The sequence below is a fragment of the Microbacterium sp. cf046 genome (assembly GCF_900114345.1).
GTDB lineage: Bacteria > Actinomycetota > Actinomycetes > Actinomycetales > Microbacteriaceae > Microbacterium.
This window is the reverse complement of the sequence record NZ_FOZJ01000003.1, coordinates 664,748-690,052: the sequence shown is the minus strand read 5'-3', so window position 1 is coordinate 690,052 and position 25,305 is coordinate 664,748. Positions and strand designations below refer to the sequence as shown.

The window sequence follows — 25,305 nt, the reverse complement described above, 5'->3', positions numbered from 1 at the left end:
GGATCGCCCGCACGAAGCGATCGTAGACGGCTGCAAGGCCGGTCGAGCGCAGGAGCAGGGGCTACGGCGTCCACCACGGCCGCAGCGGCAGGTCGTCGCCGCCGCCGAGCGCGTCGGGCTTGACCGCGAGCACCTGGTGCAATTGGATCCCACCGGTCTCGAAGGCGAGCCGGGATCCGGCCATGTACAGACCCCACACCTTCGCGGCAGGGAGCCCGACCTCGTCGACGGCTTCATCCCAGTGCTCGACGAGGTTGGAGCACCAGTCGCGCAGCGTCAGCGCATAGTGCGGGCGGAGGTTCTCCTCGTGCAGCACCTCGAGTCCGGCATCCTGCGCTTCGGTGATGATGCGGCCCGAACCGGTGAGCTCCCCGTCCGGGAAGACATACCTGTCGATGAAACCGCGTGCCGACGGCTCCGTCTTGTTGTCGGAGCGGGTGATGCAGTGATTGAGCAGCAGGGCGCCCGGCCGCATGCGTGACTGCAGGAACCGGAAGTACGAGGGGTAGTTGCGCACTCCGATGTGCTCGAGCAGCCCGATCGACGACACGGCATCGAACCCGCTCTCCGCGATGTCGCGGTAGTCGCCGTAGCGCACCTCGGCGAGGTCGCCGAGTCCCTGCTCTGCGATGGCGTGCTGGGCCCAGACCGTCTGCTCGCGCGAGAGAGTCACGCCGATGGCCCTGACTCCCTGACGGGCGGCATAGCGCACCATGCCGCCCCATCCGCATCCGACATCGAGCAGCCGGTCGCCGGGCCGGAGGCGCAGCTTCTCGAAGACGAGGCGGTACTTGTTCTCCTGGGCCTCCTCGAGCGAAGCGTCCGGGCGCGGATAGCACGCACACGTGTAGGTCATGGACGGTCCCAGCACCCACTCGTAGAACGTGTTCGACACGTCGTAGTGATGGTGGATCGCGTCGGCGTCGCGGGACTTGCTGTGCCGGAGGCCGGCGGCCACGCGCCGCCAGCGCGGCGGAACCTCCTGCGGCGGCGGCGCGATCGGCCGCAGGTGCTCGACACCGATCGAGCGGACGATCTGGGCCATGACCATCGGAGAGGGCCGCTTGAATTCGAGGCTCTCGGCGAGCGCCTTCAGCAGCTCGTACGGATCGCCCGGGTGCACGCCGCGGATGTCGATGTCGCCCGCGATGTACGCGCGCGCGAGCCCCAGATCTCCGAAGCCGGTCGCGAGGTAGGTCGTGCCGCGAGGCGTCTTCAGATCCAGTGCGAACGGCGCGTCCGCAGCTCCTGCCGAACTGCCGTCATAGGCGGTGATCCTCAGCGGCAGGCGCCCGCCGGCGAAGATCTCGAGCACCTGGGCGAGGGTGAGCTTCCCCGTCTCAGTCGATGCGACCGCATCCGCCGGCTCTTCGGCACCCGCATCCGCCGTCGAGCGTTCCTCCGTCGTCATCTCCGTTGCACCGCCTTCGCGTACAGGTCGAGCAGTCGTGAGTCGGGGTCGTACCGGCGCTTCACGTCTCGGTAGGTTGCGCCGCCGTAGAGCGCGTCGAACTCGTCCGGTGCGTAGTACGCATCCGAATACAGCGACTTGTGACCGTCGAGGTCGCTGACCCGCCGCTCGATCCCCCGGTTCGTCTCGCCCTCGGTGGCCCCGATCGGCACCGTGGACCAGAACCCCACGTTCACGTAGGTCCGGTCGGGGCTGATCGGGTACAGCGGCCAGCCGTCCTCGTCACGCAGTCGCAGCGGGCACAGCCAGATCGGCTCGATCGGCACGTTCGCGAGGAACCAGTCGACGAACTCGACGCAACGCTCGATCGGGATCTCGACATCCTGGATCACACGTTCGCGCGGAGGGCGTCCGTGCAGTCTCTCCAGGCGGTCGCCGATGTCGAACCGCCGCTCCAGCCGCATGAGCTTCCAATACGAACTGCTCCTGCGGTACCGGCGCGGCCAGAATCGACGGATCAGCGGATGCTGCGCCCCGAACGCCTCCGAGCACCAGAACCAGTCGGTGTCCCATCGCCACAGATAGTCGTGGATGCTGAGGCGATCGGTCTTCGCGCCGTCGTCGTGCTGGATGGATCGGTAGTAGATCTCCTGCCGCGTGTAGTCGCTGACCGGTCCGGATGCGGCGGTCTGCACGCCGATGCAGAGATAGCTCTCCTCGGCGCTGAAGACCACGCCGTCGAGGTAATCGACCCGGACGTCGTCGAAGCGACCGGTCGTGACGATGCGATCCATCGCTGCGACCAGCTCGGCCAGCGAGTGGAATCGGACGTGCGTGAGCGCAACGTACGGCTCCACCGACTCGAGCTCGATGCGGAGCCGAACCGCGTAGCCGAGGGTGCCATAGGAATTGGGGAAGGCGCGATACAGGTCGGCGTGCTCGGCGGGTGATGCGGTGACGATCTCGCCCGCGCCCGTAAGGATGTCCAGCTCGAGCACCGATTCGTGCGGCAGTCCGTTGCGGAACGACGTCGACTCGATCCCGAGCCCCGTCACGGCACCGCCGAGGGTGATCGTCTTCAGCTGGGGCACGACCAGTGGCGACAGTCCGTGGGGCAGGGTCGCGGCGACGAGATCCTCGTACGTGCACATCCCGGCGACGTCCGCCGTCCTCGCCGCGGGGTCGACCGAGATCACGTGCGTCAGCCCCGATGTATCCAGACCGCCGACCTTCGTGGATTCGCGTGTGCGGAACAGATTGGACGTGCGCTTCGCGAGCCGGATCGGCGCGGTCGCCGGAACGGCCGCATAGCTCTCGAGAAGACGCTCCACGCCCGTGGCGTGAGCGGTCCGTGCGTCGGTTGCGGTAGCGGACACGCCTCCACGGTAGTCCGCCGTCGATTTCAGGTGAAGGGACCGGCCGGCGGGGCCGTCGAGGCCACCGCTTCATGGGCGGCCGGACGTCTGCGACGTGGAGATCGTTCGGTCAGACGGCTGAGCGCCCCAGAGGAGCCGGGGTCACCGCAAGCGACACCTTCGCGCGATCCATGACCACCTGGGTGCTGAATCGGCGAACGTTCGAATCCGCGAAGAAGAGGTCACGTGTGAGTTGCGTGTACTCGGCCATATCGGTGACGATCAGCACGAGCACGAAGTCCCATTCGCCGGCGACGTAGTAGCACTGCTGCACCTGAGCGCAGTCGACGAGCGCGGCACGAACGCGGTCCAGCAGTTCGGGCTGCTCACTCTCGAGGGCGATCTGCGCGATCACGGTCACCGGGCGGCCGACCCGTTCCGGCGCCACCTGGATTGCCGCGCCGGTGATCACTCCTGCGGTCATCAGTCGACGCAGTCGCCTGTTCACGGCCGCGGCCGACAGCCCGACGCGGTCTCCGAGCGCTGACTGCGGGAGGCGTGCATCCTGCTGCAAGGCGATCACGAGCTCCCGGTCGATGTCATCCTGGAGCTCGTTCATGGTTCGATCCTGACCCACGACCCCGCCCAGCGCAATGTCGTTGCGTCAGTGGCAGTTACCGGACACGGATCGTCCAATTCGGTTGACATGATCATTGCGCGAGCTGAGGATTGCAATCGTGACTGACGACCCGACCGCCCAGGCCCGAGCCTGGCGGCGAGAGCTCCATCAACATCCAGGCATCGCCTTCGATGTCGAAGAGACGGCCGACTTTCTTTCCGGCGTCCTTGCAGGGCTCGGCTGGCGAGTGCATCGCGGGATCGGGGGGCACGGCCTCGTGGCGAGCACGCGCCGCGGGTCGTCGATGCGGGCGATCGCTCTGCGGTCCGACATGGACGGGCTCGCCCTCGACGAGGCGACCGGCGCGGGGTACTCCTCGCGCAATGCTGGAGTGATGCACGCCTGCGGTCATGACGGACACATGGCGATGCTGCTCGGCACCGCGGCAGCACTCGTGGCCGCAGACGACGACTTCGACGGCACGGTGCATCTCGTCTTCCAGCCCGCGGAGGAGCCGGGGCTCGGTGCCCTCGCGATGATCGCCGACGGGTTGTTCGACAGATTCCCGGTCGACGCCATCTACGGACTCCACAACCTCCCGGGCATCCCGGCGGGTCACATCCACACTCGCGGCGGGGCGATCATGGCCGCAGAGGACGACTTCGAGATCCGCATCCATGGCCGCGGGGGCCACGCGTCGATGCCGCACCTCGTCATCGACCCTCTGGTCATCGGAGCCGACATCGTGAGTTCGCTGCAGACGATCGTTGCGCGGAGCATCGACGCGTCCCGCAGCGTCGTCGTATCCTGCACCGAGTTCATCACGGACGGTGCACGAAACGCGATACCGGGCGAAGTGATCATCCGCGGCGACACCCGCAGCTTCACGGCAGAGGACAGCAGGCTCGTCGAACGCCGCATCCGCACCCTTGCCGAAAGCGTTGCAGCGGCGCACGGTGCGACCTGCGATGTCGAGTACACGCGCGAGTTCCGTCCGACGGTCAACGACCCCGGCCGCAACCGCGTCGTGGCTGCCGCAGCCAGCGCCGCTCTCGGGGCCTCTGCCGTCGATGCCGACTGCGCGCCGCGGATGGCGAGTGAGGATTTCGGCGAATTCGCGCGCGTGGTTCCCGGCTGTTTCGCGTTCCTCGGCACGGGCACCGTCGTCGGCGAGGGCGGTACCCCGCTCCACAGTCGGGACTACGACTTCAACGATGACGTGCTCGAGGCGGGTATCGCGTTCTACCTGCAGCTCGTGCGGTCCGAGCTCCCCCCGACGGCGCCATGACGGTCGAGGCGGACTGGGTGGTCAACGCCCGCGCCCACGCGTGGTCGTTTGCGGCGTCAAGCGGCACGGCACTCGAGTTCCATCGGTCGCTGCCGGCTTACGCAGCGACCCCGCTCGTCGAGCTTTCAGCTGTCGCCGCAGAGCTGAACGTGGGTCGTGTGTTCGCCAAAGACGAATCGAGTCGACTCGGGCTCCCCGCGTTCAAAGCGCTCGGAGCCTCGTGGGCCGTGGACCGCGCCCTCTCCGCGGCGCCCGCTCGCGCGCGTGTCGTCACGGCGACCGACGGCAACCACGGTCGGGCAGTCGCTCGGTTCTCACTGCTCGCCGGCCGGTCTGCCCGGATCTTCATCCCTCGCGGTGGCGTTCACCCGCATGCGGTACAGGCGATCCTCGACGAGGGCGCCCAGGTCGTCGAGGTGGACGGCACGTACGACGATGCCGTCGCCGCGGCAGCTCGGTCGGCGGCGCGCCACCGGGACGTACTCGTCCAGGACACCGCGTGGGACGGCTACGAGCAGGTTCCGGCATGGATCGTCGAGGGCTACGACACGCTGTTCGCCGAGGTCGACGAGCAGCTGATCGCGCTCGGAGCCGACCGTCCTGACCTTCTCATGGTGCCCACAGGAGTCGGGTCTCTCCTCCAGGCCGCCGTCACGCACTACCGGAGCGGCGGGCGCGGGTTCCGCACTGCGGTCATCGCGGTGGAGCCGACGTCCGCGGCGTGCATCACGGCCAGCATCCGTGCCGGCGAACCGGTCACCGTCGAGACGGGTGCGACCATCATGTCGGGCCTCAACTGCGGTACTCCGTCCACGATCGCCTGGCCGGTCATCCGTGCGGGCCTTGACGCCTCCGTTGCCATCCCCGACCATGCCGCCGTGGATGCAGCGCGGACCCTCGCCGTCAACGGCGTGCACGCCGGCCCATGCGGGGCGGCGTCATTGGCCGGCGCACGTGCAGTACTCGGCGACCCGGAGCGACGGAGTGCCTTCGGCATCGACGAGCACAGTGTCGTGGTGTTGACGATCACCGAAGGGGCTGACGCGAATCCCGTCCGCGCGCACTGAAATGCTGCGACGCGGGGAGCGGGGCTTGTCCCCAACGCCCTTGTACGAGGAAAGCGCCCCACAAGGGGGCGCTTTCTGCGTAGCAGGAGCGGGGCTTGAACCCGCGACCTCACGATTATGAGTCGTGCGCTCTCACCAACTGAGCTACCCTGCCGCACGGCATCCGGGTCACGCGAATGGATGCTGCGAGCCCCGAGTCAGGATTGAACTGACGACCCCTTCCTTACCATGGAAGTGCTCTGCCACTGAGCTATCGGGGCGTGCCCAAGCCTGCCTGGGCAACTAGAAGAGAATACCAGAGCACCGGCATCCTCTTGAATCCTGGGTCAGCCGCCGGCGTGCTCGCGCAGCCACGGGATCGGGTCGATCGGCGTGGTGCCGTTCTGCAGGATCTCGAAGTGCGTGTGGGCGCCGTAGGAGCGTCCGGTGTTGCCGGTGTGGCCGACGATCGTTCCGACCGTGACGTGATCGCCGACCTCGACCTGACGCGACCCGTAGAGCATGTGCGAGTAGCTGCTGGAGACGAGCACCCCGTCGATGATGTGGTCGATCACGATGTGAACACCGAACGCACCGCCCGAGTCGGTCGACTCGCGGACGACGCCGTCGGCGATCGCCTGGATCGGTGAACCCTCGCCCGGAGTGAAGTCGACGCCCTCGTGCATTGTTCCGTCGCGCATGCCGAAGCCGTAGCTGATCGGAACACCGACCGCGAACGGCCACTGGATCGGCGAATTGGGGTTGTTGATGAAGAAGTTCGAGTAGTTGGAGATGCCCGACTCGGATGCGAGCTGCGCCATCGTGAGGGTCGAGTACGTTTCGTTGCGATCGATCGCGGCGCTCTGCATCTCGGCGGGGGTCACGTAGGCCTGGATCTCGTCGGAACCGGGTGCGACGTCTCCGTTCGCGGATGCGACCGCCGCGCTGGTGATGTCCGTGCCGTTCGCGGCGGCGACCGCATCGGCGGGCGTGGTCAGCCCGACGGTGAGCAGCCCCACGATGCCCATCACGCCGACCGAGAACGACGCGGCACTCACACGCTTGAAGGCCGCGCCCCGGCTGCGACGCGTCGCGACGTGCTCGGTCGTCGGCTGCTCGGCGCCTGCGGCGTTCTCCGGCTCGGGTGCCGATTGGATCGGGGTCTCCGCGGTGAAGGAGAAGAGTCGTGCGGCCGCCTCGAACGCATCGATGTGCTCTTCGGGAAGCGCAGATGCCGCGTCCTGAGCATCGACGGCAGGCTCCGTGGACGCGGGCTCGACGACCTCATCCTCGGTCGCGGTGGGGGCCTCGTCGATGACCGGCTCGAGCAGCTCGAACGGCTCGGCGGCCACGAGGACGGTGTCGAGCATCGGCGCAGCCGTCGGCTCGGAGTCGATCGTCGGGGCGTCGGCGGCGGGCTCGGTGGCGGGGCGTCGGCGCCTGCGGCGCAGCGGCGCGGTGCTCGGCGCATCGGCTGCGGCGACCAGCGCCGTGACCACCGCTGCCAACGGCGTGGCGTCGGCAAGCGAGGGGCTCGAGGAGCGCTCCGGCACGTCCGTTGATTCGACTTCGTCCGGGACGGCGTGCGCCTCGGGGGCAGTCAGCGCAACGGGCGCCTCGATCGGCGCGGACACGTCGGCGGCAGCATCCGACGACGGCGCGCTCACGGGCGCCGGGCGGCCCCACACCGGCATCGGCCGGTCGGCGATCGATTCGGCACTCCGCCGGCGAAGCTCTGCGCGCGATGCCCCTGGAGTCTCCGCGGTCGCCGAGGGCGGCGTGGCGGATGACCGGCTGGAACGTCGCGTGGGCGCAGACGCAGCCTGAGGGGCGTCGAAAGGCAAAGCGCAGGGGACTTTCGGATCGTGTCGCTCGGGGGGCAACGGTCGGACTTCGGGCTTCTGATCACCTCACCGTTCGGGCGGCAAAGGTAACGATCAGGTAAAGACTATCCGTTCACGCCTGGGAATGTCGTGTGCGACAGACTGCGACGCGCCGGAAGGTTACACGCAATACTTTCACGGACCGACCGCGGCCGCGAGCAGCCTGTCGAAAACCCCGGGGCCCGACGCCACGAACAGCGGGCGGCCGGGGATGTCGTCGAGTTGGATCTTCGCGAACCGACCCCCGGCCTCTTCCACCAGGAGCGCGCCGGCGGCGTGATCCCACGGTTGCAGGCCGCGTTCGAAGTAACCGTCGAAGCGTCCGGCCGCCACGAATGCCAGATCGAGGGATGCTGCGCCGATGCGGCGGAGATCCCTCGCCATCGGCATCACGCGGCCGACGCGGGCGAGGTCGCTCGCGTGGGTCGCCGGGTCGTAGCCGAACCCGGTCGCGAGCAGTGCGCCGGCAGTCGAGGGCTCCTCGTTGACCGACAGCCGGTGGCCGTCCAGCCATGCGCCCCCGCCCCGCGACGCGTGGAACTGCTCACCGGTCGACGGACTGAAGACGGCTCCGGCCAGCGCCTCCCACGCGTCGGGATTCGGCTCCCCACGCACTGCCGCGATGCTGACGGCGTACGCCGGGATCCCGTAGGCGTAGTTGACCGTCCCGTCGATAGGGTCGACGACCCAGGTGATGTCGGTCGTGCCGCGCTCGGCGCCCGATTCCTCGCCGAGGAACCCGTCGCCCGGTCGTTCGTCGGCCAGTCGCGCACGGATCAGCCTCTCGACCTCGCGGTCGGCTTCGGTGACGATGTCGGCGATCGACGACTTGGTCGCCGCGATTGCGACGCCCTCCGTCCGCCGCTGCTGCGCGAGCGCGCCGGCCTCGCGAGCGATCTCGATCGCGAGCGCTTCGAGCGGCTGTTCGGTTGCCATGCGTCCACGCTATCGTCGCGGCATCCACAGCCCGCACCGCGTGGACAGGTACGCGCATTAGCGTGGAGGGATGCCCCGCACTGACGACGCCACTCACGATGTCGTGATCGTCGGAGGCGGGCACAACGCGCTCGTCGCCGCCGCATACCTCGCTCGCGCCGGGCTCACGGTCGTCGTGCTCGAGCGACTCGGCCACCTCGGCGGCGCCGCGGTATCAGAGAGCCCGTGGGACGGCGTCGCTGCCCGACTGTCGCGATACTCGTACCTCGTCAGCCTGCTGCCGCGGCGGATCATCGACGACCTGGGTCTCAGGATCGACCTGCGGCGTCGCCGCTATTCGTCCTATACGCCCGATCCGGCCGATCCGTCGCGCGGCATCCTCGTCGACACCGGGGACCACGACGCAACGGCCGCGTCGTTCCTTCGCACAACCGGCGACGCCCGGGAGGCCGAGCGGTTCGCCCGGTTCTACGAGCGGATCTCGCCGCTGGCGCGTGAGCTCTTCCCGACGGTGACCGAGCCGTTGCGCTCTCGCGCGCAGGTTCGCGCGAGCATCGGCGACGACGTCCTGTGGGACGAGCTCATCGAACGCCCGCTCGGCGGGGTTCTGCGGGAGTCGTTCGAGACCGACCTGGCGCGCGGGATCGCTCTGACCGACGGCCTCATCGGCACATTCTCGTCGTCGGGCGACGAGAGCCTGCGGCAGAACCGGTGCTTCCTGTACCACGTGATCGGCGGCGGCACCGGCGACTGGGATGTCCCCGTGGGCGGGATGGGCCGCGTCAGCGCCGAGCTCGAACGCGCCGCACGGGATGCTGGAGCGGAACTGCGCACCCGCGCTGAGGTGGTCGCGATCGGTCCCGACGGCGATGTCGAGCTGGGCGGTGAGCGACCGGAGTCGCTGCGCGGCCGGCTGGTGCTGAGCGGGGTCGGTCCGGCGGTGCTGGATCGTCTGCTCGCGGACGGAACCGCGACGGCGGGACCACCGGAAGGGGCGCAGGTCAAGGTCAACATGCTCCTGCGGCGCCTGCCGCGGCTGCGAGACGAGAGCGTCGCGGCGGAGGCCGCGTTCGCCGGGACCTTCCACATCAACGAGGCGATGTCGCAGCTCGATGACGCCTACGCGGTCGCCGCGGGCGGCGGCATCCCGGATCCCCTTCCCGCCGAGATCTATTGCCACTCTCTGACCGATCCGTCGATCCTCGGTCCGCGACTGCAGGCGGAGGGTGCTCAGACGCTGACGCTCTTCGGGCTGCAGCTGCCGCACCGCCTCGTGGCGGGCATGGATCAGGATGCCGCCCGCACCGCGCTTCTGGACGCGGCGCAGCGTTCGCTCGACTCCGTGCTCGCTGAGCCGATATCGGACTGCGTGTACGTGGCGCCGGACGGATCGCCCTGCGTCGAGGCGCGGACCACCGCCGACCTCGAGGAGTCACTGGGGATGGTCGGCGGCGACATCTTCCACGGCCCGCTGTCGTGGCCGTGGGCCGAGGACGACGAGGTGCTCGACTCCCCCGCTGCGCGCTGGGGCGTGGAGACGGCGCATCCTCGAGTGCTCATGTGCGGATCGGGCGCTCGCCGAGGCGGCGCCGTCAGCGGGCTCGGCGGGCACAACGCGGCGATGGCCGCCCTCGAGCTCCTGCGCGGCTGAGGCCTGGCGAGCCCGCCGCCCGGCCTACGGTCGCGGCGGCAGAGGTGGCGGCGGCGGGTAGCCCTCGTAGCCGCTGCGCTGCGGTGCCGGCGATGCACTCGGCGCCTGCGCCTGATCGGGCCACTGCTGTGGCGGCGCGGCCATCGGCGCGACCGGGGCGATCGCCTGGGACACCTGAGACGGATACCCCGTGTAGTAGGCGTTCCAGTCGGGCTGACCATCGGGCATCATCGGCAGGGGCGTGACCCCGTCGGCGAACGTCGGCCACGGCTGCAGCACCGGACCGATCGGCGGCGGGTTCAGGTACGCGGGGCGCGGCTTCCTCGGAGCGAAGAGCGCGTTGACGAGCGGGATCAGGGCCGTGCCGACGGCCGCCAGGATCGTCACCGCCACCACGAACCGCCAGTACAGATCGGCGAACTCGACCCATTCGCTGAGCATGAGCGGCAGGACGAGCATGACCGCCAGTCCGATGACGAGCGTGATGGTGACGATTCCGACGATCTGCGTGAACGTCGTGACGTGGCGCTGCAGGGCTTTCGTGTACAGCCGGATGTGGAGCAGCGCGAGCTGGAGGATCAGCACGATCAGCAGGAACTGCACGAACCGGTTGAACCCGCCCCACGAGTAGCGCTCCGGAAGCCAGATCATGACTGCGCCGATCAGCAGGGTCACCACCCACGTGAGCATGCTCGCGAGCGCGAACCAGGCCGGGCGACGCGATGCGAGGTGCGCATCGATGATCGCCACACCGGCGAATGCGGCGAGCAGGAGGATCGTGAGGAAGGCCCGCCCGATGATGCCGTTCTGCGTGCCGATCAGAACCCAGACGACGCAGACGATCGCCGCGGCGATCAGCGCACCGATCGCGACCCAGATCGCCGCGCGCACGAGCGAGGAACTCGACGAATCAGCGAGGGCCGGTTCGGCGTGGGGATCGGTCATGGGCAGTCCTCTCGTCGGCAGGGCGCGCCTGCACACGCCCATCCTGACATGCAGCGGGGAGGACGGCGGGGCCGTGTTCGCGAGCTGTGCAAAGCGGCCGGCGCGGTGCCTTCGGGGCGCTGCGGCGTGCTCACTCCACCGGTCGGGCGAGACCCTCGATCACCTCGGCGTTCGGCAACGACCCGAGTGCGGAACCGGGCAGGAACAGCTTGCTCCCGCGGATGCCGCTGCCGATCACGACCTCCTCGGCGCGCGCGACCGCAGCGTCGATCAGAATGGGCCACTCGACCGGCAGTCCGATCGGCGTGATGCCGCCGTACTCCATCCCGGACAGCGCGACCGCCTCATCCATCGGCGCGAACGATGCCGTGCGCGCGTCGAGTCGGCGGCGCACCGCCCCGTTCACATCTGCGCGCGTGGTCGCGAGCACCATGCAGGCGGCGAAGCGGGTTTCGCCGCCGCGCTTTCCTCTGATCACGACGCAGTTCGCTGATGCGTCCATGGCCACGCCGTACCGCGCGCAGAACTCCGCGGTGTCGGCGAGTGCGGGATCGATCGACGCCACTCCGACTCGGCCGGCCCACTCGCCGCCGAGCTCATCGAGGGTCCGGCGCACCGACGGCGCGAGCAGCTCAGGATGCTCGATTGCGGGCTGTGCGGTCAGGGATCCGGTTGCGTGCCACTCCATGGAGGGAGCCTATTGGCGGTGCGTCGTTCCGGCCCGCGCGCCGCGAGACAGGAGCGCGGGCCGGAGCGAACGGTCAGCGTCGCGCCAGGCCGCGCACGATCGCCGTGGCGACGACGACGGCACCGGCCGCGGCGGCGATCACGACAGCGGGCCGCTCCCGGTATGCCTGCTTGAGCCGGTCGGTCCACTGACCTGCGACGGTGCGGCCCTGCGCGATGATCTCGTCGAAGTCGACGTCGCCCGCGGCGCTCTTGATCTTGGCGCCGGCCGCCCTGGCAGCATCCGTCGCCGCATCGGCTGCCTTTCCGACCGCGGCCTGGGCGTCGGATGCTGCGCTCTTCGCTCCCGCGGCGACGTCGCCGACCTTCTCGCTGACCTTGTCGGCCATGTCGCCGACGGCGCCTGAGAGATCGGACTTGGCAGTAGTCCCAGCTGAAGCGACCTGATCTGCGATCTCCTCAGCAGTGGCCCCGAGCGATGCTCCTGCATCGTCTGCGGTCGCGCGCACCTTGGCGGCTGCATCACGTGCGGCCTTCGTCGCGGCGTCGATGTCACCCTGTGTTCCGGTCATCGTCCTGTCCCTTCGTCGGTGCGAATCGGGCCATCGTACGCTCGCGGTCGTGGAGGGCGCTGGAATCGGGCGCGGGGTTGCCAGCCCGCCAGGCGAGTGCTAGCGGCTGGGCAGATCAACGCGCCGTGCTGCGCGCGGCTGTTCGAATCCCCTGGGCCGATGAACGACAGAAGCGCCCCACGAGGGGGCGCTTCTGTCGTTTCGTGGCGAGTGAGGGATTCGAACCCCCGAAGGCTACGCCGGCTGATTTACAGTCAGATCCCTTTGGCCGCTTGGGTAACTCGCCAGACGCGCACCCGACCGGCTTGTACAGTCGAGCGGAGGCGCGATCACCCATCTTACGCGTCCGGCGCGCACCACGAAAATCCGGCCAGCATGCCGGGAATCGTCGATCTGGGCATGCCCCGATCAGGTGCCGATGCGGTCCAGGTCGAGGTCGGCGAGCGACTCGGGCAGCCGCAGCAGCGCACCCTCGAAGCGGCAGGTCGCGGCGGCGACGTCCATCGCCCGCTCGAGCGCCTCACCCCAGGCGTCCTCGTCCTTCTCTGCGCCGTCCATCAGCGATGCGACCGCCGCAGCGAAGGCCGCGTCGCCGGCACCCATCGTGTCGACGATGCGACCGGGCAGATTCGAGATCGGCCGGGTCACGACGATGTCGCCCGCCTCGATCGTGGCGCCCGACGACCCCTGGGTCGCGAGCACCACATCGACCCCGAGCTCCACAAGCCGCGCCCGCAGCGCGTCGAGCGGCTCGCCGTACAGCAGGGCGGCGTCGTCCTCGCCGACTTTGACGAGCGTCGCCCAGGCGGCGAGCGTCTCGAAACCTCGCACGAATCCGTCGAGGTCCGACATCATGCCGGAACGCGGGTTCGGATCGATCGCCAGGGTGCCGGGCGTCCCCTCGAGTGCGGCCGCCAGCAGCTCGGTCTGCTCGGCGTTGTCGAACGGATAGCAGCTGACCGCGACGATGTCGGCATCCGCGATCGCGTCGCGCACGTCGTCGCCGAAGACGATCCCGCGCGCCTGCGCGGCGGCGTTGAACTCGTAGACCGGTTCGCCCGCGGCGCTCCGGGTGCTCACGGCCCTCGAAGAGCCCAGCGCCGACGGCGTGGCGATCAGATCCACGCCGTAGTCCGCGAGGTAGGACCTGATGTGCGCCCCCGCCTCGTCGTCGCCGACCATCGCGATCAGCGTGGTCGGAACGCCCAGGCGCGTGAGACCCACCGCCACGTTCAGCGCCGCACCGCCCACGAATTCGCGGACCCCGGTGTCGTCGCGCAACTCGTCGATCAGCGCATCGCCGATGACCACAATCCGACCGCTCATGCTTCCGCCCTCGCTGATTCGAGCACTCTCTCGATGAAGGCCTCTGCCCTCTGCCGTGTTCCGTCGATCCGCGCGTCCACGCTCGCGCGGACCTCGTTCGGGGCGAGCGGTGCGGCGAGGCGCACGTTCTCGTGACATGACAGGTCGGTGCACAGGTACGTGCCCACGGTGTCGCCGCGAAGACCGGCATCCCCCGCCTTGCGGGCGGAGAACAGCGAGACCTGATCGGCCGGCTGCATCGTGTGACAGACATTGCACAGCGCCGAGCTCGCCCGCGAGCTGCCCTCCGACGAGCGCAGCACGACGCCGATGGGCCGGTTGCCCAGCTCTGCGACGAGATAGCCACGGCCCTTCGAGTGCTGATCACGCCACGCCAGGAAATCCAGATGATCCCAGTCGGTCAGGACCAGATCCGGTGGGAATGTCAGGAGCCGCAGCTCGTCGTCGCTCGCGTTGGCGAACGCCCCGCGGATGTCGTCTTCGGACAGCTGGCGCATCGGACCTCCTCGCGTCTTCGCTCAGTCTACGAAGAACCCGACTCCTGCGGACCCTCGGCGCGTCGGCCGCGGATCACGACGCAGCGCTCGACGGCTCCTGCAGCCCGAGCGGATCGCGGAGGGATGCCGCAACCCGGTGTCACCACCTGTGGAGAATCAGCCGCAACGCCAGCCCAGCCTTGCCGCGACGGCGTCCGCGGCACGCGACGGGAAATCGCTCCAGCCCGGCTCGAACACTTCGCGCGTGAGCTGCAGGAGTCCGCACGCGGCGTCCTCCGCGGGACGCTCCAGCAGCTCCGCGATCCGCGCACCCCACTCCGGGAAGTCCGTCTCGAACCGACGCATCGGGTCGATCACGTCGCGCAAGGTCGTGGACCGATCCGCGTAGCGACCGCGGATCGCCCGCACGAGGTGCTGCACCGCCCAGGTGCGGATGAACTGCCCGCCGTTGAGCCGCTCGCCGCGCCGTACCCGCCCGACCCCGATCAGCAGCTTGACGAGGACGAGACGCACGTCGTTCGCGGGATCGAAGCGGTCGGATGCCGCGGCGGTGGCGTGGGCATTCGCGATGAGCGCCGCCACCGAGCCGACCGAATCGTCCAGCACCACGGTGGCATCGCCCGCCATCGCACCGGCCAGTTCGTCCACCTCGGAGAACGCGAACTCGAAGACGTGCCCGTCGTCGTACACCGCGACGAAGCCGATCTCCCCCTCGCGTGCGGTCAGCACGAGCCGATCCTGATCCGGCAGCCACGACAGGTCGGGGCGCACGCCCACACCCCGGCCGGGATCGATCAGCGCGAAGAAGTCGTGATCCGACCACTCGTCTCGTCGCAGTGCGCCGCTGTCGGATGCCGAACCGAGCAGTACGAGCCCGAACACGCCATCCCGCGCACGCACCCCGTTCGCGAGACCTGCGGTGAGCGCCTCGAACCGTTCCGCGCTCACGGCAGGACGACGCCGGGCAGCGCCCACGCTGCGAACACCGGGCCGTCCGCCGTGATCAGGACGGACCCATCGGATGCCGTCGCCAGGGTCGCATCCCCGTACAGGTCGACCGCGTCCGCGGCGCGCGGCACGCTGATCGATGCGAGCTCGACATCGACGTCGCCGCTCGACGCGAGCACGAGGATCGATTCCTCCGCCGATTCGCGGACGAAGATCACCGTGTCGTCGTCGACGTGCACCCATCGCAGACCGCCGGTGCCGAGCACCGGGTGGTCGCGCCGCAGCCGGATGAGGTCGCGGTACAGCGCAAGGCGGGCGGCGACCTCGGGCTCGCTCTCACTCCCCCACGGCATGGGTGTGCGACTCGCCTCGCCGTCCACGCCGATGACGCCGTACTCGTCGCCCGCAAAGACGACCGGCAGTCCCGGGAGGGTCATCGAGAGCCCGACCGCCAGCGGGATGCTGCCGGGTGCGGCATGCGTTGCGAAGCGGGCCGTGTCGTGCGTGTCAAGCGGCTGCATGTTGCCGAGCCGGACGCGCCAGGGGATGCCGGCCGTGAACCGCGTGACCGCCGCTACGAACTGGGCCGCCGTGTAGCGAGGGATGCCGCCGATCGGCTGGCCGAAGAACCAGGGATCGGTCACCTCCTCGCCCTCCGCGCTCACGTAGCGGGTGGCGACGGGCTCGCTCAGCCATCCCCACAACGGGCGGGTGAACGACGGGTAGGTCATCGCGCCGTGCCAGCCGTCCCCCTGCAGGTCGCTCACCGCATCGTTCGTCGACTCGCCGAGCAGGATCGTCTCGGGATTGATGTCGATCATGGTCCGGCGCAGCAGCTGACGCACCTCGGCGTTCAGGTCGACCTCGCCGAGGCGCCCGGTCATGTTCGCCACATCGATGCGCCACCCGTCCGTGCTGTAGGGCGGTTTCAGCCACTTCGCGACGACGGAGTCGGGCCCGTCGATGAAGCGCTCACGCAGCTTCTCCGATGCCCAGTTGAACTTCGGCAGCGTCGGGTAGCCGAGCCACGAGACGTACTCGGTGTTGCCCTCGTCCGTGAAGTAGTAGAACTCCTCCGCCGGCGCAGCGGGGTTGCCCAGTGCGGACAGGAACCACTCGTGGCGATCCCCCGAATGGTTGCTCGTCAGATCGCCGATGATGCGGATGCCGCGCTCATGCGCCGCCTCGATGAGCCGGATGTACGCCTCATCGCCGCCCAGAAGCGGATCGACCGACAGGAAGCTGGAGGCGTCGTAGCGATGGTTCGAGGCGGCAGGGAACACCGGAGTCAGGTACAGCAGATTGACCCCGAGCTCGACCAGGTGGTCGAGCTTGCCGGTGAGCCCGTCCAGGTCTCCCCCGTAGAACTGCTGCGATCGCCCGGGCGCGACCGTGTCGACCGGGTCATCCCACGCCGCCGGGATCGCCCAGTCGGGTGTCTCGTGCTCGTCAGCCTGAGCCGACCTCGCGAATCGGTCGGGGAACACCTGGTACATGACCGCGTCGTACATCCACTCGGGGGGCGGCGGAGAGGCGACCAGCGCGAAGTCCTCGGCATCCAGCGTCTCGAGGGTGTGCAGCCCCGACTGGTTCAGCCAATGCACCCGGCCGTCCTCGTGCTGGAACAGCCACCGGTAGCCGTGACGCGGATTGCCGACGACGACATCCGCCTCCCACCAGTCCCACCCGTCGGCGGAGCCGATGAGGGCGGCATCCGTCCAGGCGGGCTCATGGTCGGGGTTCGAGCGCGTCCGCACTGCGACAAGGGGACCGTAGTCCGCGGGCACGCGGACCCGTACCCGGACCGTCTCCCCGAGCGTCGGACTGAGGTTGTCGACGTGCAGCGGCGAACCGTCGTGGTGCGGGATCGGGAGTTCCATACGATGGGCCTTTCATGCGGGCAGGCGGCAACGCCGCCGAAGAATCGACGTGGTTGCACGGCCGGTCGCCATGGCAGAGCCCTCGGATTGTTGTTCAGTTGTGCAGAACGGATGCCGCCCCGGCAGCCGTTCTACTTGACGCTGCCCGAGACCAGGCCACCTGAGATGTAGCGCTGCGACACCAGGAAGAAGACCATCACCGGAAGGGCGGCCAGCACCGCACCGGCGCAGAAGATGCCCCAGTTCTGCGACTGGAAGCCCGACACCAGCTGGAACAGTCCAACGGCGACCGTCTGCTGGTTCGGGTCAGTCAGGATCACGCTTGCGATCGCGAACTCGCCGATGATTCCGATGAAGGTCAACAGGCCGATGACGACCAGGATCGGCACGACCAGCGGCAGCATGATCGTGAAGAACACACGCGCGTGACCCGCCCCATCGATCTTGGCGGCCTCGTCGATAGCCGTCGGCACGGTGTTGAAGAACCCGTACATGAGGAACGTCTGCACGCCGAGCGCGCCGCCGAGGTAGATCATGATCAGACCGGCGTGGGTGCCGAGGCCGATCGCCGGGAACACGTCGCTGATCTGGATCATGAGCAGGAAGATGGCGGTGATCGCCAGGAGCTGCGGGAACATCTGCAGCACGAGCAACGACATGAGCCCGAAACGACGGCCCTTGAATCGCATCCGCGAGAACGCGTAAGCGCCCATCGCGCACAGCAGCACGGTGAACACACTCGTCACGATCGCGATCAGCAGCGAGTTCGCGTACCAGCGCGGGTAGGGCACGTCGGGATTCGTGAGCAGGTTCGTGTAGTTGTCGAGGGAGAAGGCACGGAACAGCTGGTTCGATCCGGTGAGCGTTCCGATCGGGTTGAACGACACCGACAGGACGTACAGCAGGGGGAACACTGCGAACACGATGGCCGCCCACGCCACGATGTGGCGCCAGCCCTTATCGACGAACCAGTGCCTGAAGGACTGTCGCCGGCGGGGCGGGATGACCGATCGGGGCTCATCGAGGGCCTGTCCGAAGATCTCGCCCTCCTCGATTCCGACCAGGCCCACAGGCGCGACTGGCCCACGAGAGCTGGAGCTGCGATCCCTGCGTGTGCCGGCGGAGCCGGTCTCGTTCTCGGTCATCAGTTCAGATCCTCCAGTGCCTTGGTCTGCCGGAAGCTGACCACCGCGACGATCGTCACGATGATGAAGATCAGGATCGACAGTGCCGACGCGAGACCCAGGTCTCGACCGCCCCCGCCGCCGAAGGCGACCTTGTACACCATCGTGATCATGATGTCGGTGGCGCCGATGTCGAGTGTCGTGTCGGTGAACCGCGGATTGCCTCGCGTGAGCATGTAGATCACGCCGAAGTTGTTGAAGTTGTACGCGAACGTCGCGATCAGCAACGGCGCGACGGCCACGAACAGGAGTGGCAGCTTGACGGATCGGAAGATGCGCCATGCTCCCGCGCCATCCATCTTTCCCGCCTCGATGATGTCATCGGGCAGCGATTGGAGCGCGCCGGTGCAGACCAGGAACATGTACCCGTAGCCGAGCCACATGTTCACGAAGATCACGCTGAGTCTCGCGAGCCACGGATCGGCCAGCCAAGGTATCTGCGCTCCACCGAGGAGCACCTGGTTGATGAATCCGAACTCCTGATTCAGCATGCCCGCCCAGACGAGGCCGGTCAGGTACGCGGGGAATGCATACGGGAGGATGACCAGGATGCGGTAGATCTTCTTGCCGCGAAGCGTCGGATGGTTCAACACGATCGCGAGGAACAGACCCAGGGCGAAGCAGACCAGAGTCGACAGGGCCGCGAAGACGAACGTCCAGATGGTCACGCGGATGAGCGGATCGCGGATCTGCTCGTTCGTGAAGGCGAACGCGAAGTTGTCCCACCCGATCGCGACGCGCCAGCCGGGCGTCAACGTCGTTCCGTCCTCCGCTCGGAAGTTGCCCTCGCCGTCGTCGACGTACACCTGTCCGGATTCCGCGTCGGTGAAGGTGTCGGCCGACTCGTCATAGACGAGGCTCGACACGTACACGTAGGCCTTCTGGCCGTCCGACGTGCGCAGCGTTCCGTCGTTGATGTCGTCCGAGATCGGGACGTTGACCGCCAGCACCTCATCCTGGAAGCGGATGACCTGGCTGAGATTGAGCTCGTTCCACCCGTCCGGCGGGCCGTCGACCGCTTCGAGGGGCTGCTCACTGGTGCCGAACGACAGATCGCCGCCGGGCTCGGCCACGAGCAGGCCGAACTGGTCGCCCTGCTTGAGGACCTGCACGGTGTACTCCGGCGAATCCGGGACGCGGTCCTGCGACGTGCGGATGATCTGGGCGATCGCGTCTTCTTTGGTGCTGTTGTGCGCGTCTCCCGCATTCGTGAACGCGATGAAGCCCGTGTAGATGATCACGAAGACCTGGAAGACGGCCAGGAATGCCAGGCCGGGCGTCAGGTATTTCCCGGGCAGGAGGCCCGGGCGGAGGTAGACGTAGTTCACTCCGGCCACGACGACCGCCAGGATGATGGCGGCGACCCAGTCGCCCTTGCCGATCAGCACCCATACGCCGAACACGGCGAGCGCGTCGATGATGGCGAGAAGGACGACCTTCACGATGAGCGCGAGCAGACCCCCGGAGGTCAGTCGCTTGCTCGGCTTGTGGAACGGATCGTCGCCCCAGGTGGACGTTTTCGCCGCTGTCTTGGGCGCGTTCTGCTTCACGTCGGCCATCGAGGGACGCTCCTTCATCGCAGTGTCTGGCTACAGATTAGACAGGTGGGTGGGGCCGCGGACAGCCCCACCCACCTGATGTACTACTGGGCCTCAGATCTTGCCCTGAATGTTGGTCGCGGCGGTATCCCAAACGGTCACCGGGTCGCCGCCCTCGCCCTTGATGATCTGGAGCTCGGCGTTGCCCCAGTCGGACCACACCGCGCCCATCTCGGGGATGGAGGGCATCGGAGCGCCCTTCTGGCCGATCGCACCGAAGGCAAGAACATCGGGGTCGGACTCAGCAGCCGTCTCGTACGCCGCGATCAGCGCCGGCGGACGACCGCCGACTTCGTACAGCGCGAGCTGAGCGTCCTCAGTGCTGAGGTAGTTGACGATGAAGTTCGTCGCCGCCAGCGCGTTGGTCGACTTGCTCGAGAGGAAGAAGCCGTTGACGCCCACGAACGGACGCGCTTCCTGGCCGCCGGCGCTCGGGAGCGGGTCGACGGCGTAGTTGATGCCGGCCTCGGAGATCGCGGGGATGTTCCACGGTCCGGTCAGGTAGTACGGGGACTGCCCGGCGAGGAAGAACTCGCGCGCCTTGTCACCGTCGATGTTCGCATTGATGACGCCCGTGCCGGTGGCACCCTGCGTGGCGAGCCAGGTGGCGAACGCTTGGCCGGCCGCGTCGCCCAGGACGAGCTGGGAGGCGTCGTAGCTGCCGTCGGCGTTCTGCGCGAACACCTGCGAGCCGAACGAGGTCTGCAGCGGGTACAGGTGGTACGGGTCACCCTGCTCCGGCGACAGGCCGACGAGGAACGGGTACTCGGTGCCGGCGGCGGTGCCGTTCGCGATGACCTCGTCGAACGTCGTTGCCGGCTCTGCGACCAGATCGGTGTTGCGCACGAGCGCCACGTTCTCGATCGAGTACGGCACGCCGTACGTCTGGCCGTCGTATGTCATGGCCTGGATCGACGCCTCAGCGAAGCCGTCGGCGACATCGCCCAGTTCGAGGGGTGCCACGACACCCGCGGCCACGTACGCGCCGAGCTTGTCGTGGGGGCTGACGATGATGTCGGGGCCCTTGCCGGTCGGAACCTGGCTGATGAAGTCCTGGTCGACGGTCGCGAAGTCCTTGGTCACGAGCTTGACCTCGATGCCGGTGTCCTCCGTGAAGGACTTCGCAACCGGCTCAAGCGCGGGCTTGCGCTCGATGTCGACCCATATGGTGATGGGCGTCGTGTCACCGCTGTCACCGCTGTCTCCGCTGTCTCCGCTGCCGCCGGCAGCGCAGCCGCCGAGCAGGATCATGCTTCCGGCGATGAGCGCGCCGACTCCGATCGCGCTCTTCCTGTTCACCTTCATCGGTGTGCCTCTCTCAAGTGCAATAGGGGGTATGACCGGCCCGGGCCGGCGCTGGGCACCGTTGAAGGCCGTTCTTCCGCTCGCAAAACTGCAAGCGCTTACATTGTTACCACGATCGCCCGTCTCCGCAACCTCTGGGATCACTGATCGATACGGGTTCGTGACTTCACGGCAGGTCGTTACCGGTAACAGTGGAGAACGGTTGTGCAAGCGCTTGCATCATTGGCCATTCCGAGTCCGCACTTCGACGCCCGGCTAGACTTCCGCGCATGGCTGATTCATCCTTCGACATCGTGAGCAAGGTCGACCACCAGGAGGCTGACAACGCGTTGCAGCAGGCCCGCAAGGAGGTCGAGCAGCGCTACGACTTCAAGGGGACGGGCGCCTCGATCGAGTGGAGCGGCGAAGCCGTACTGATCAAGGCGAGCACGGAGGAGCGGGCGAAGGCGGTCTTGGATGTCTTCCAGTCCAAGCTCGTCAAGCGCGGTATCTCGCTGAAGAGTCTGGAATCCGGTGAACCGGTCGCGGGGAGCAAGGAGTACCGCATCACTTCGACGATCAAGGACGGCATCTCGCAGGAGAACGCGAAGAAGATCGGCAAGATCATCCGCGACGAGGGGCCCAAGGGCGTGAAGTCGCAGATCCAGGGTGACGAGCTTCGCGTGCAGTCCAAGAGCCGCGACGATCTGCAGGAAGTGCAGCGGCTGCTGAAGGCTGCGGACCTCGACGTCGACCTGCAGTTCATCAACTACCGGTAACGCCGCTACTGACCTGCCGGGCCGACCGATGAGCCTTCGCGATCAGCTTGCAGAGCGAGACAGAGCCGTCGGCAGCCAGGGCGACGCCAGCCGACGGATGCTGCTGACCGGCGCGACGATCGTCACGATGGGTCCGCCCGGAGTGGTGCGGGGCGACCTCCTGCTGAGGAGCAGCACCATCGAGGCCATCGGCCCGGGGCTTGCGGATCAGGTCGGCCAGGACGCGATCGTGATCGACGCGAGCGGCACGATCATCGTGCCGGGGCTCATCGACTCACACCTCCACGCGTGGGAGGGGCAACTGCGCGGAGTGGCACCGGATGCCGACTTCGGCGAATACATGTCGATCACGCACGGCGGCCTCGCGCTGCACTACCGCCCCGAAGACATTGCGATCGCGGAGCTCCTCTCGGCGGCGCAGGCGATCAACGCGGGCACGACGACCTTCATCGACAACAGTCACAACTCGCGCTCGCGCGGGCATTCGGATGCCGCCATCGAGGCGCTGCTGAGCACCGGCATCCGGGCGGTCTACGCGGCGGGCAGCGCGCAGGTCGGCGACCACGAGGGCCAGCTCCCCGCCGACCTGCTCCGCCTGCGCGAAGAGTATTTCTCCAGCGGGCAGGATCTGGTCACTCTGAGGATGTTCAACGTCATGCCCTCGGTCGAGCAGTGGCGATTCGCGGACGAGCACGGCTTCGACCTGTGCGCGGAGATGGGCTTCTGGGTGCCGGACGTCGAGAAGCTCGGCGAGAGCGGGCTGATGCGACCCGGTCACACCTACAACCACTGCTCGGGTTTCAGCGACGCGATGTGGGGCGCGATCGCCGACAGCGGGGCCGCAGTGAACCTCGTTCCCCGTTCGGACTCGCAGTACGGGCTCGGCGGGTTCTCCCCCGTGCTTCAGGCCGACCGGCACGGCATCCAGATCGGCATCAGCTCCGACAATGAGCTCAGCTACGCGCACGACATGTTCGCGGAGATGCGCACCCTCCTGACCGTCCAGCGCGGCCTCTCGTTCGCGGCCGAGTACGGCGGCGAAGCCGACGTCCCACCCCGATACGGAGTCGAAGACGTCCTGCGCGCCGCCACGGTGGGCGGCGCCCTCAACACGGGCCGCCAGGCCGAGATCGGAACGATCGAAGTCGGCAAGAAGGCCGACCTGGTGGTGATCGCCCTCGACCAGGTGACGACCAGGATGTTCGGATCGGACATCGGCGCGGTCGTCAACTGCGGCAGCCCCGCGGTCGTTGACACCGTGATCATCGACGGGAAGATCAGGAAGTGGGGCGGCGAACTCGTCGGCGTCGACTACGACGCACTGGCCCGCAGCGGCGAGGCGTCGCGGAGCCATCTGCTGGAGCGCTACGGCGTCACCGAGGACGACATACGCGCGGGTCTGCGCGTCGCCGCAGAATCGTGACGCCGGAGGGGTCTCTGCGCGCGATCAGATGGCCGCGGTGCGCCACGCCTCGAAGATCGGCGGCATCTTGATCTCGAGGGCGGTGATCCAGGCGCCCGGCTCGGTGGTCCCGCAGAACTGGCCGCTGGGGTACCAGAAACTGCTGGCGGGATCGCTGGTCTCCTCCCCGGGGCGGCCCGTCCGGGCGACCCGGCACCGGTAATAGATCTTCGACCGGAATGCGAGCTGAGTGATGGCACCGGCATCCTCCGGTGGGCAACGCTCTCCCGCGGTGGCCTCCGCCGTGAACACGCCATCGTCGCCGGGGCGTGAATATCGACAGGTGTAGCCCAGTCGCAGCGGCACCCCGGAGGAGATGAGACTCAGCGAGATCCAGCGGAAGGAGCCGCCGTTGCCCGCACGCGCGACCAGGATCCCGTTCCGCGACCGGACGTAGGTCGCGTCCTGTCCCTCGCTGTCGCCGTACCCGAGCTCGAAGATCGGAAACCGGTCGTCCACCGCGTCGAGGCCTGTCATCGTGCACTCCTCCGGGAACGCCGGCTCGCGTAGCCACCGCCGGCCGCCGAACCGCCTCATCGGCCGCGGTCGGCTCCGTCTGGGCGGATCTTCGCGGTGCTAGTGTAGGCCGCGGCGCGCACCGAGGGGGGTGCGCTGCTTCGCGGTTCCGGGTGGCCGGCCCACCCGATCGTGCCGCGCACTCTGCGTGAGGAGAGATCGGATGCCTCCCGAAACGTCGAATCCGAAGCGTCAGGTCCACGTGATCGGCGGAGGTCCGGTCGGCCTGATCCTGACGGCGCTGCTGCAGACGATGGGTGACTACTCGATCCGGCTGTACGAGAAGCGATCCACATACACGCGCACCCGGATGGTGAAGCTCGACACGTACCTGATCGCCGATTCGGTGGAGGACTACTGCATCGACTACATCGACGGCGAGAATGTCGAGGCGGTATTCGATCGCACCGACCTCGACGAAGGCGTCGCGTCGCGGCAGTCGATTCCGGCCGACCTCAGGCTGCTTCTGCTGGATTGGACGCTGGGCTTCTGTCCGCTCAACGCCATCGAGCAGGCCCTCAGCGACCTGATCGACTCACGCGGCACCGGCTCCGTCGAGCGCATCGTGGGCGAACTGACCGCCGAGGACGCTCTGGCGATGGTCGGACTGGACGACATCGTGATCGATTGCACGGGCAGTCGCTCCCTTCTGCGCGATCACATCTCGCCCACGTTCAGCAGTGCCCAGCCCAACCTCTTCAAGGTGCGTCTCGAGTACGCGCTGGTGATCACGTTCCTGTACAGCCAGACCTACGTCTGCGACGAGTACTGCAAGTACTACAAGAACGCCGAGAACGACCACTACAAGTTCATCCCCGCCGTCCACCGGACCTTCTACGACCAGGGCGTGAGCCACGTGACCGGGATCGTGAACATCACGGAGGAGGAGTTCCGGGCCATTCCGTCCCGTTTCGACAGCCAGTGGCTGCGCGACAACCTTCCCGGGGTGACCCTCTCGATGGACAGGTTCATCGAGAGGATCAAGCACGAGACCGGTGGGGAGATCCTCGGCGAGACCGAGATCGTCCGCATTCCGCTGGACCTGTATCACGCCCGCAACGTCACCAGCCGGAAGTGGCGTGGGCTGGACGGCGCGGAGCATCCGTTCGTGAACGCACCCGCGTTCCTGGCGGGCGACTCGGCCATCGGCTCACCGTACTTCCAGTCGATCTCACTGGGGTTCGAGTGCGCGATGTTCCTCGCCGGACTCCTCGGGCAGCAGGACCTGCCGCTGCAGGAGCGCTTCGACCGGTACGAGAACTTCATGTACAAGCAGTGGCTGCGCGTTTACATGCGCAGCAAGATGATCAAGCACAACAAGGACCTCTTCGAGACCCTCGACGACACCTTCGCGCTTCTGGAGAAGCTTCACATCTACTGATCACCCCTGAATGCGGCGCAGCGATTCGTCGAATGGGCCATGGCGCTGCAAACGGAG

General features: G+C 67.8%; 22 protein-coding genes and 3 tRNA genes. 6 read left to right on the top strand and 19 right to left on the bottom strand.

Annotation, left to right across the window (positions count from 1 at the left end):
- Window positions 1-61 precede the first annotated feature (61 nt).
- The 3 genes from BM349_RS15660 to BM349_RS15650 form a co-directional block, all read right to left on the bottom strand.
- On the bottom strand, window positions 62-1,411 hold the full coding sequence (locus tag BM349_RS15660) for a class I SAM-dependent methyltransferase (RefSeq protein WP_091708085.1): 1,350 nt from the start codon (window positions 1,409-1,411) through the stop codon (window positions 62-64).
- Window positions 1,408-2,787 (bottom strand): FAD-binding oxidoreductase, encoded by a 1,380-nt coding sequence (locus BM349_RS15655; protein WP_091708083.1) that lies wholly within the window; start codon window positions 2,785-2,787, stop codon window positions 1,408-1,410. The genes BM349_RS15660 and BM349_RS15655 overlap by 4 nt, the downstream gene beginning before the upstream one ends.
- 109 nt (window positions 2,788-2,896) lie before the next feature.
- Window positions 2,897-3,385: an Lrp/AsnC family transcriptional regulator gene (locus tag BM349_RS15650; RefSeq protein WP_091708081.1), complete on the bottom strand. Its 489-nt coding sequence runs from the start codon at window positions 3,383-3,385 to the stop codon at window positions 2,897-2,899.
- 118 nt (window positions 3,386-3,503) lie between these two features.
- On the opposite strand from BM349_RS15650, the gene BM349_RS15645 reads away from it, so the two are divergent.
- Both BM349_RS15645 and BM349_RS15640 read left to right on the top strand, forming a co-directional pair.
- A complete protein-coding gene (locus BM349_RS15645) occupies window positions 3,504-4,673 on the top strand; it encodes an amidohydrolase (RefSeq protein WP_217645682.1) in 1,170 nt (389 codons plus the stop codon).
- A complete protein-coding gene (locus BM349_RS15640; RefSeq protein ID WP_091708079.1) occupies window positions 4,670-5,740 on the top strand; it encodes a pyridoxal-phosphate dependent enzyme in 1,071 nt (356 codons plus the stop codon). The genes BM349_RS15645 and BM349_RS15640 overlap by 4 nt, the downstream gene beginning before the upstream one ends.
- Window positions 5,741-5,820: 80 nt before the next feature.
- On the opposite strand, the gene BM349_RS15635 is transcribed toward BM349_RS15640, so the two are convergent.
- From BM349_RS15635 to BM349_RS15620, 4 genes are all read right to left on the bottom strand, one after another.
- A tRNA-Met gene (locus BM349_RS15635) sits at window positions 5,821-5,894 on the bottom strand.
- A gap of 34 nt (window positions 5,895-5,928) precedes the next feature.
- Window positions 5,929-6,000, bottom strand: a tRNA-Thr gene (locus tag BM349_RS15630).
- 66 nt (window positions 6,001-6,066) lie between these two features.
- Window positions 6,067-7,386, bottom strand: coding sequence for a M23 family metallopeptidase (locus BM349_RS15625; RefSeq protein ID WP_254773937.1), 1,320 nt, complete (start codon window positions 7,384-7,386; stop codon window positions 6,067-6,069).
- 351 nt (window positions 7,387-7,737) lie between these two features.
- Window positions 7,738-8,538: an inositol monophosphatase family protein gene (locus tag BM349_RS15620; protein ID WP_091708075.1), complete on the bottom strand. Its 801-nt coding sequence runs from the start codon at window positions 8,536-8,538 to the stop codon at window positions 7,738-7,740.
- 70 nt (window positions 8,539-8,608) lie between these two features.
- Between BM349_RS15620 and BM349_RS15615 the strand changes: the two genes are divergently transcribed.
- On the top strand, window positions 8,609-10,189 hold the full coding sequence (locus tag BM349_RS15615) for a phytoene desaturase family protein (protein ID WP_091708074.1): 1,581 nt from the start codon (window positions 8,609-8,611) through the stop codon (window positions 10,187-10,189).
- A gap of 24 nt (window positions 10,190-10,213) precedes the next feature.
- Here the strand turns inward: BM349_RS15615 and BM349_RS15610 are convergent, their stop codons facing one another.
- The 11 genes from BM349_RS15610 to BM349_RS15560 form a co-directional block, all read right to left on the bottom strand.
- A complete protein-coding gene (locus tag BM349_RS15610) occupies window positions 10,214-11,134 on the bottom strand; it encodes a hypothetical protein (RefSeq protein WP_091708072.1) in 921 nt (306 codons plus the stop codon).
- A gap of 130 nt (window positions 11,135-11,264) precedes the next feature.
- A complete protein-coding gene (locus BM349_RS15605) occupies window positions 11,265-11,822 on the bottom strand; it encodes a YbaK/EbsC family protein (protein WP_091708070.1) in 558 nt (185 codons plus the stop codon).
- A 73-nt stretch (window positions 11,823-11,895) separates the two neighbouring features.
- On the bottom strand, window positions 11,896-12,393 hold the full coding sequence (locus BM349_RS15600) for a hypothetical protein (RefSeq protein WP_091708068.1): 498 nt from the start codon (window positions 12,391-12,393) through the stop codon (window positions 11,896-11,898).
- 204 nt (window positions 12,394-12,597) lie between these two features.
- Window positions 12,598-12,679, bottom strand: a tRNA-Tyr gene (locus tag BM349_RS15595).
- A 122-nt stretch (window positions 12,680-12,801) separates the two neighbouring features.
- Window positions 12,802-13,719, bottom strand: a complete 918-nt coding sequence (locus tag BM349_RS15590) for a PfkB family carbohydrate kinase (protein ID WP_091708066.1) — start codon at window positions 13,717-13,719, stop codon at window positions 12,802-12,804.
- Window positions 13,716-14,216 carry an FBP domain-containing protein gene (locus BM349_RS15585; protein WP_091708064.1) on the bottom strand — a complete coding sequence of 167 codons (501 nt, stop codon included), beginning with the start codon at window positions 14,214-14,216 and terminating at the stop codon, window positions 13,716-13,718. Before BM349_RS15585 ends, BM349_RS15590 begins: the two co-directional genes overlap by 4 nt.
- 156 nt (window positions 14,217-14,372) lie before the next feature.
- A complete protein-coding gene (locus BM349_RS15580) occupies window positions 14,373-15,164 on the bottom strand; it encodes a hypothetical protein (protein WP_139230945.1) in 792 nt (263 codons plus the stop codon).
- Complete coding sequence (locus BM349_RS15575; RefSeq protein ID WP_091708061.1) at window positions 15,161-17,044, bottom strand: glycoside hydrolase family 13 protein; 1,884 nt, start codon at window positions 17,042-17,044, stop codon at window positions 15,161-15,163. Before BM349_RS15575 ends, BM349_RS15580 begins: the two co-directional genes overlap by 4 nt.
- Window positions 17,045-17,175: 131 nt before the next feature.
- Window positions 17,176-18,189, bottom strand: coding sequence for a sugar ABC transporter permease (locus tag BM349_RS15570; RefSeq protein ID WP_091708059.1), 1,014 nt, complete (start codon window positions 18,187-18,189; stop codon window positions 17,176-17,178).
- Window positions 18,189-19,787 (bottom strand): ABC transporter permease subunit, encoded by a 1,599-nt coding sequence (locus BM349_RS15565; protein WP_175525326.1) that lies wholly within the window; start codon window positions 19,785-19,787, stop codon window positions 18,189-18,191. Before BM349_RS15565 ends, BM349_RS15570 begins: the two co-directional genes overlap by 1 nt.
- Window positions 19,788-19,880: 93 nt before the next feature.
- Window positions 19,881-21,131, bottom strand: a complete 1,251-nt coding sequence (locus BM349_RS15560; RefSeq protein WP_091708055.1) for a sugar ABC transporter substrate-binding protein — start codon at window positions 21,129-21,131, stop codon at window positions 19,881-19,883.
- 269 nt (window positions 21,132-21,400) lie between these two features.
- Between BM349_RS15560 and BM349_RS15555 the strand changes: the two genes are divergently transcribed.
- Window positions 21,401-21,889, top strand: coding sequence for a YajQ family cyclic di-GMP-binding protein (locus BM349_RS15555; RefSeq protein WP_091708053.1), 489 nt, complete (start codon window positions 21,401-21,403; stop codon window positions 21,887-21,889).
- Window positions 21,890-21,917: 28 nt separating this feature from the next.
- On the top strand, window positions 21,918-23,312 hold the full coding sequence (locus tag BM349_RS15550) for an amidohydrolase family protein (RefSeq protein ID WP_091708051.1): 1,395 nt from the start codon (window positions 21,918-21,920) through the stop codon (window positions 23,310-23,312).
- Window positions 23,313-23,336: 24 nt separating this feature from the next.
- Here BM349_RS15550 and BM349_RS15545 read toward each other — a convergent pair whose 3' ends face one another.
- The gene (locus BM349_RS15545; protein ID WP_091708049.1) at window positions 23,337-23,828 is read right to left on the bottom strand and encodes a hypothetical protein; all 492 of its coding nucleotides are present in this window, start codon (window positions 23,826-23,828) and stop codon (window positions 23,337-23,339) included.
- A gap of 202 nt (window positions 23,829-24,030) precedes the next feature.
- On the opposite strand from BM349_RS15545, the gene BM349_RS15540 reads away from it, so the two are divergent.
- Window positions 24,031-25,248, top strand: coding sequence for a hypothetical protein (locus BM349_RS15540; RefSeq protein WP_091708046.1), 1,218 nt, complete (start codon window positions 24,031-24,033; stop codon window positions 25,246-25,248).
- Window positions 25,249-25,305: the final 57 nt, after the last annotated feature.

Excerpts from the sequence above, each read along its gene's own strand:
- BM349_RS15575 (WP_091708061.1), bottom strand. The coding sequence starts at position 17,044 with ATGGAACTCCCGATCCCGCACCACGACGGTTCGCCGCTGCACGTCGAC.
- BM349_RS15555 (WP_091708053.1), top strand. The coding sequence starts at position 21,401 with ATGGCTGATTCATCCTTCGACATCGTGAGCAAGGTCGACCACCAGGAG.
- BM349_RS15640 (WP_091708079.1), top strand. The coding sequence starts at position 4,670 with ATGACGGTCGAGGCGGACTGGGTGGTCAACGCCCGCGCCCACGCGTGG.
- BM349_RS15540 (WP_091708046.1), top strand. The coding sequence starts at position 24,031 with ATGCCTCCCGAAACGTCGAATCCGAAGCGTCAGGTCCACGTGATCGGC.
- BM349_RS15615 (WP_091708074.1), top strand. The coding sequence starts at position 8,609 with ATGCCCCGCACTGACGACGCCACTCACGATGTCGTGATCGTCGGAGGC.
- BM349_RS15660 (WP_091708085.1), bottom strand. The coding sequence starts at position 1,411 with ATGACGACGGAGGAACGCTCGACGGCGGATGCGGGTGCCGAAGAGCCG.
- BM349_RS15560 (WP_091708055.1), bottom strand. The coding sequence starts at position 21,131 with ATGAAGGTGAACAGGAAGAGCGCGATCGGAGTCGGCGCGCTCATCGCC.
- BM349_RS15610 (WP_091708072.1), bottom strand. The coding sequence starts at position 11,134 with ATGACCGATCCCCACGCCGAACCGGCCCTCGCTGATTCGTCGAGTTCC.
- BM349_RS15545 (WP_091708049.1), bottom strand. The coding sequence starts at position 23,828 with ATGACAGGCCTCGACGCGGTGGACGACCGGTTTCCGATCTTCGAGCTC.
- BM349_RS15585 (WP_091708064.1), bottom strand. The coding sequence starts at position 14,216 with ATGCGCCAGCTGTCCGAAGACGACATCCGCGGGGCGTTCGCCAACGCG.
- BM349_RS15620 (WP_091708075.1), bottom strand. The coding sequence starts at position 8,538 with ATGGCAACCGAACAGCCGCTCGAAGCGCTCGCGATCGAGATCGCTCGC.
- BM349_RS15565 (WP_175525326.1), bottom strand. The coding sequence starts at position 19,787 with ATGGCCGACGTGAAGCAGAACGCGCCCAAGACAGCGGCGAAAACGTCC.
- BM349_RS15550 (WP_091708051.1), top strand. The coding sequence starts at position 21,918 with ATGAGCCTTCGCGATCAGCTTGCAGAGCGAGACAGAGCCGTCGGCAGC.
- BM349_RS15605 (WP_091708070.1), bottom strand. The coding sequence starts at position 11,822 with ATGGAGTGGCACGCAACCGGATCCCTGACCGCACAGCCCGCAATCGAG.
- BM349_RS15590 (WP_091708066.1), bottom strand. The coding sequence starts at position 13,719 with ATGAGCGGTCGGATTGTGGTCATCGGCGATGCGCTGATCGACGAGTTG.
- BM349_RS15600 (WP_091708068.1), bottom strand. The coding sequence starts at position 12,393 with ATGACCGGAACACAGGGTGACATCGACGCCGCGACGAAGGCCGCACGT.
- BM349_RS15650 (WP_091708081.1), bottom strand. The coding sequence starts at position 3,385 with ATGAACGAGCTCCAGGATGACATCGACCGGGAGCTCGTGATCGCCTTG.
- BM349_RS15570 (WP_091708059.1), bottom strand. The coding sequence starts at position 18,189 with ATGACCGAGAACGAGACCGGCTCCGCCGGCACACGCAGGGATCGCAGC.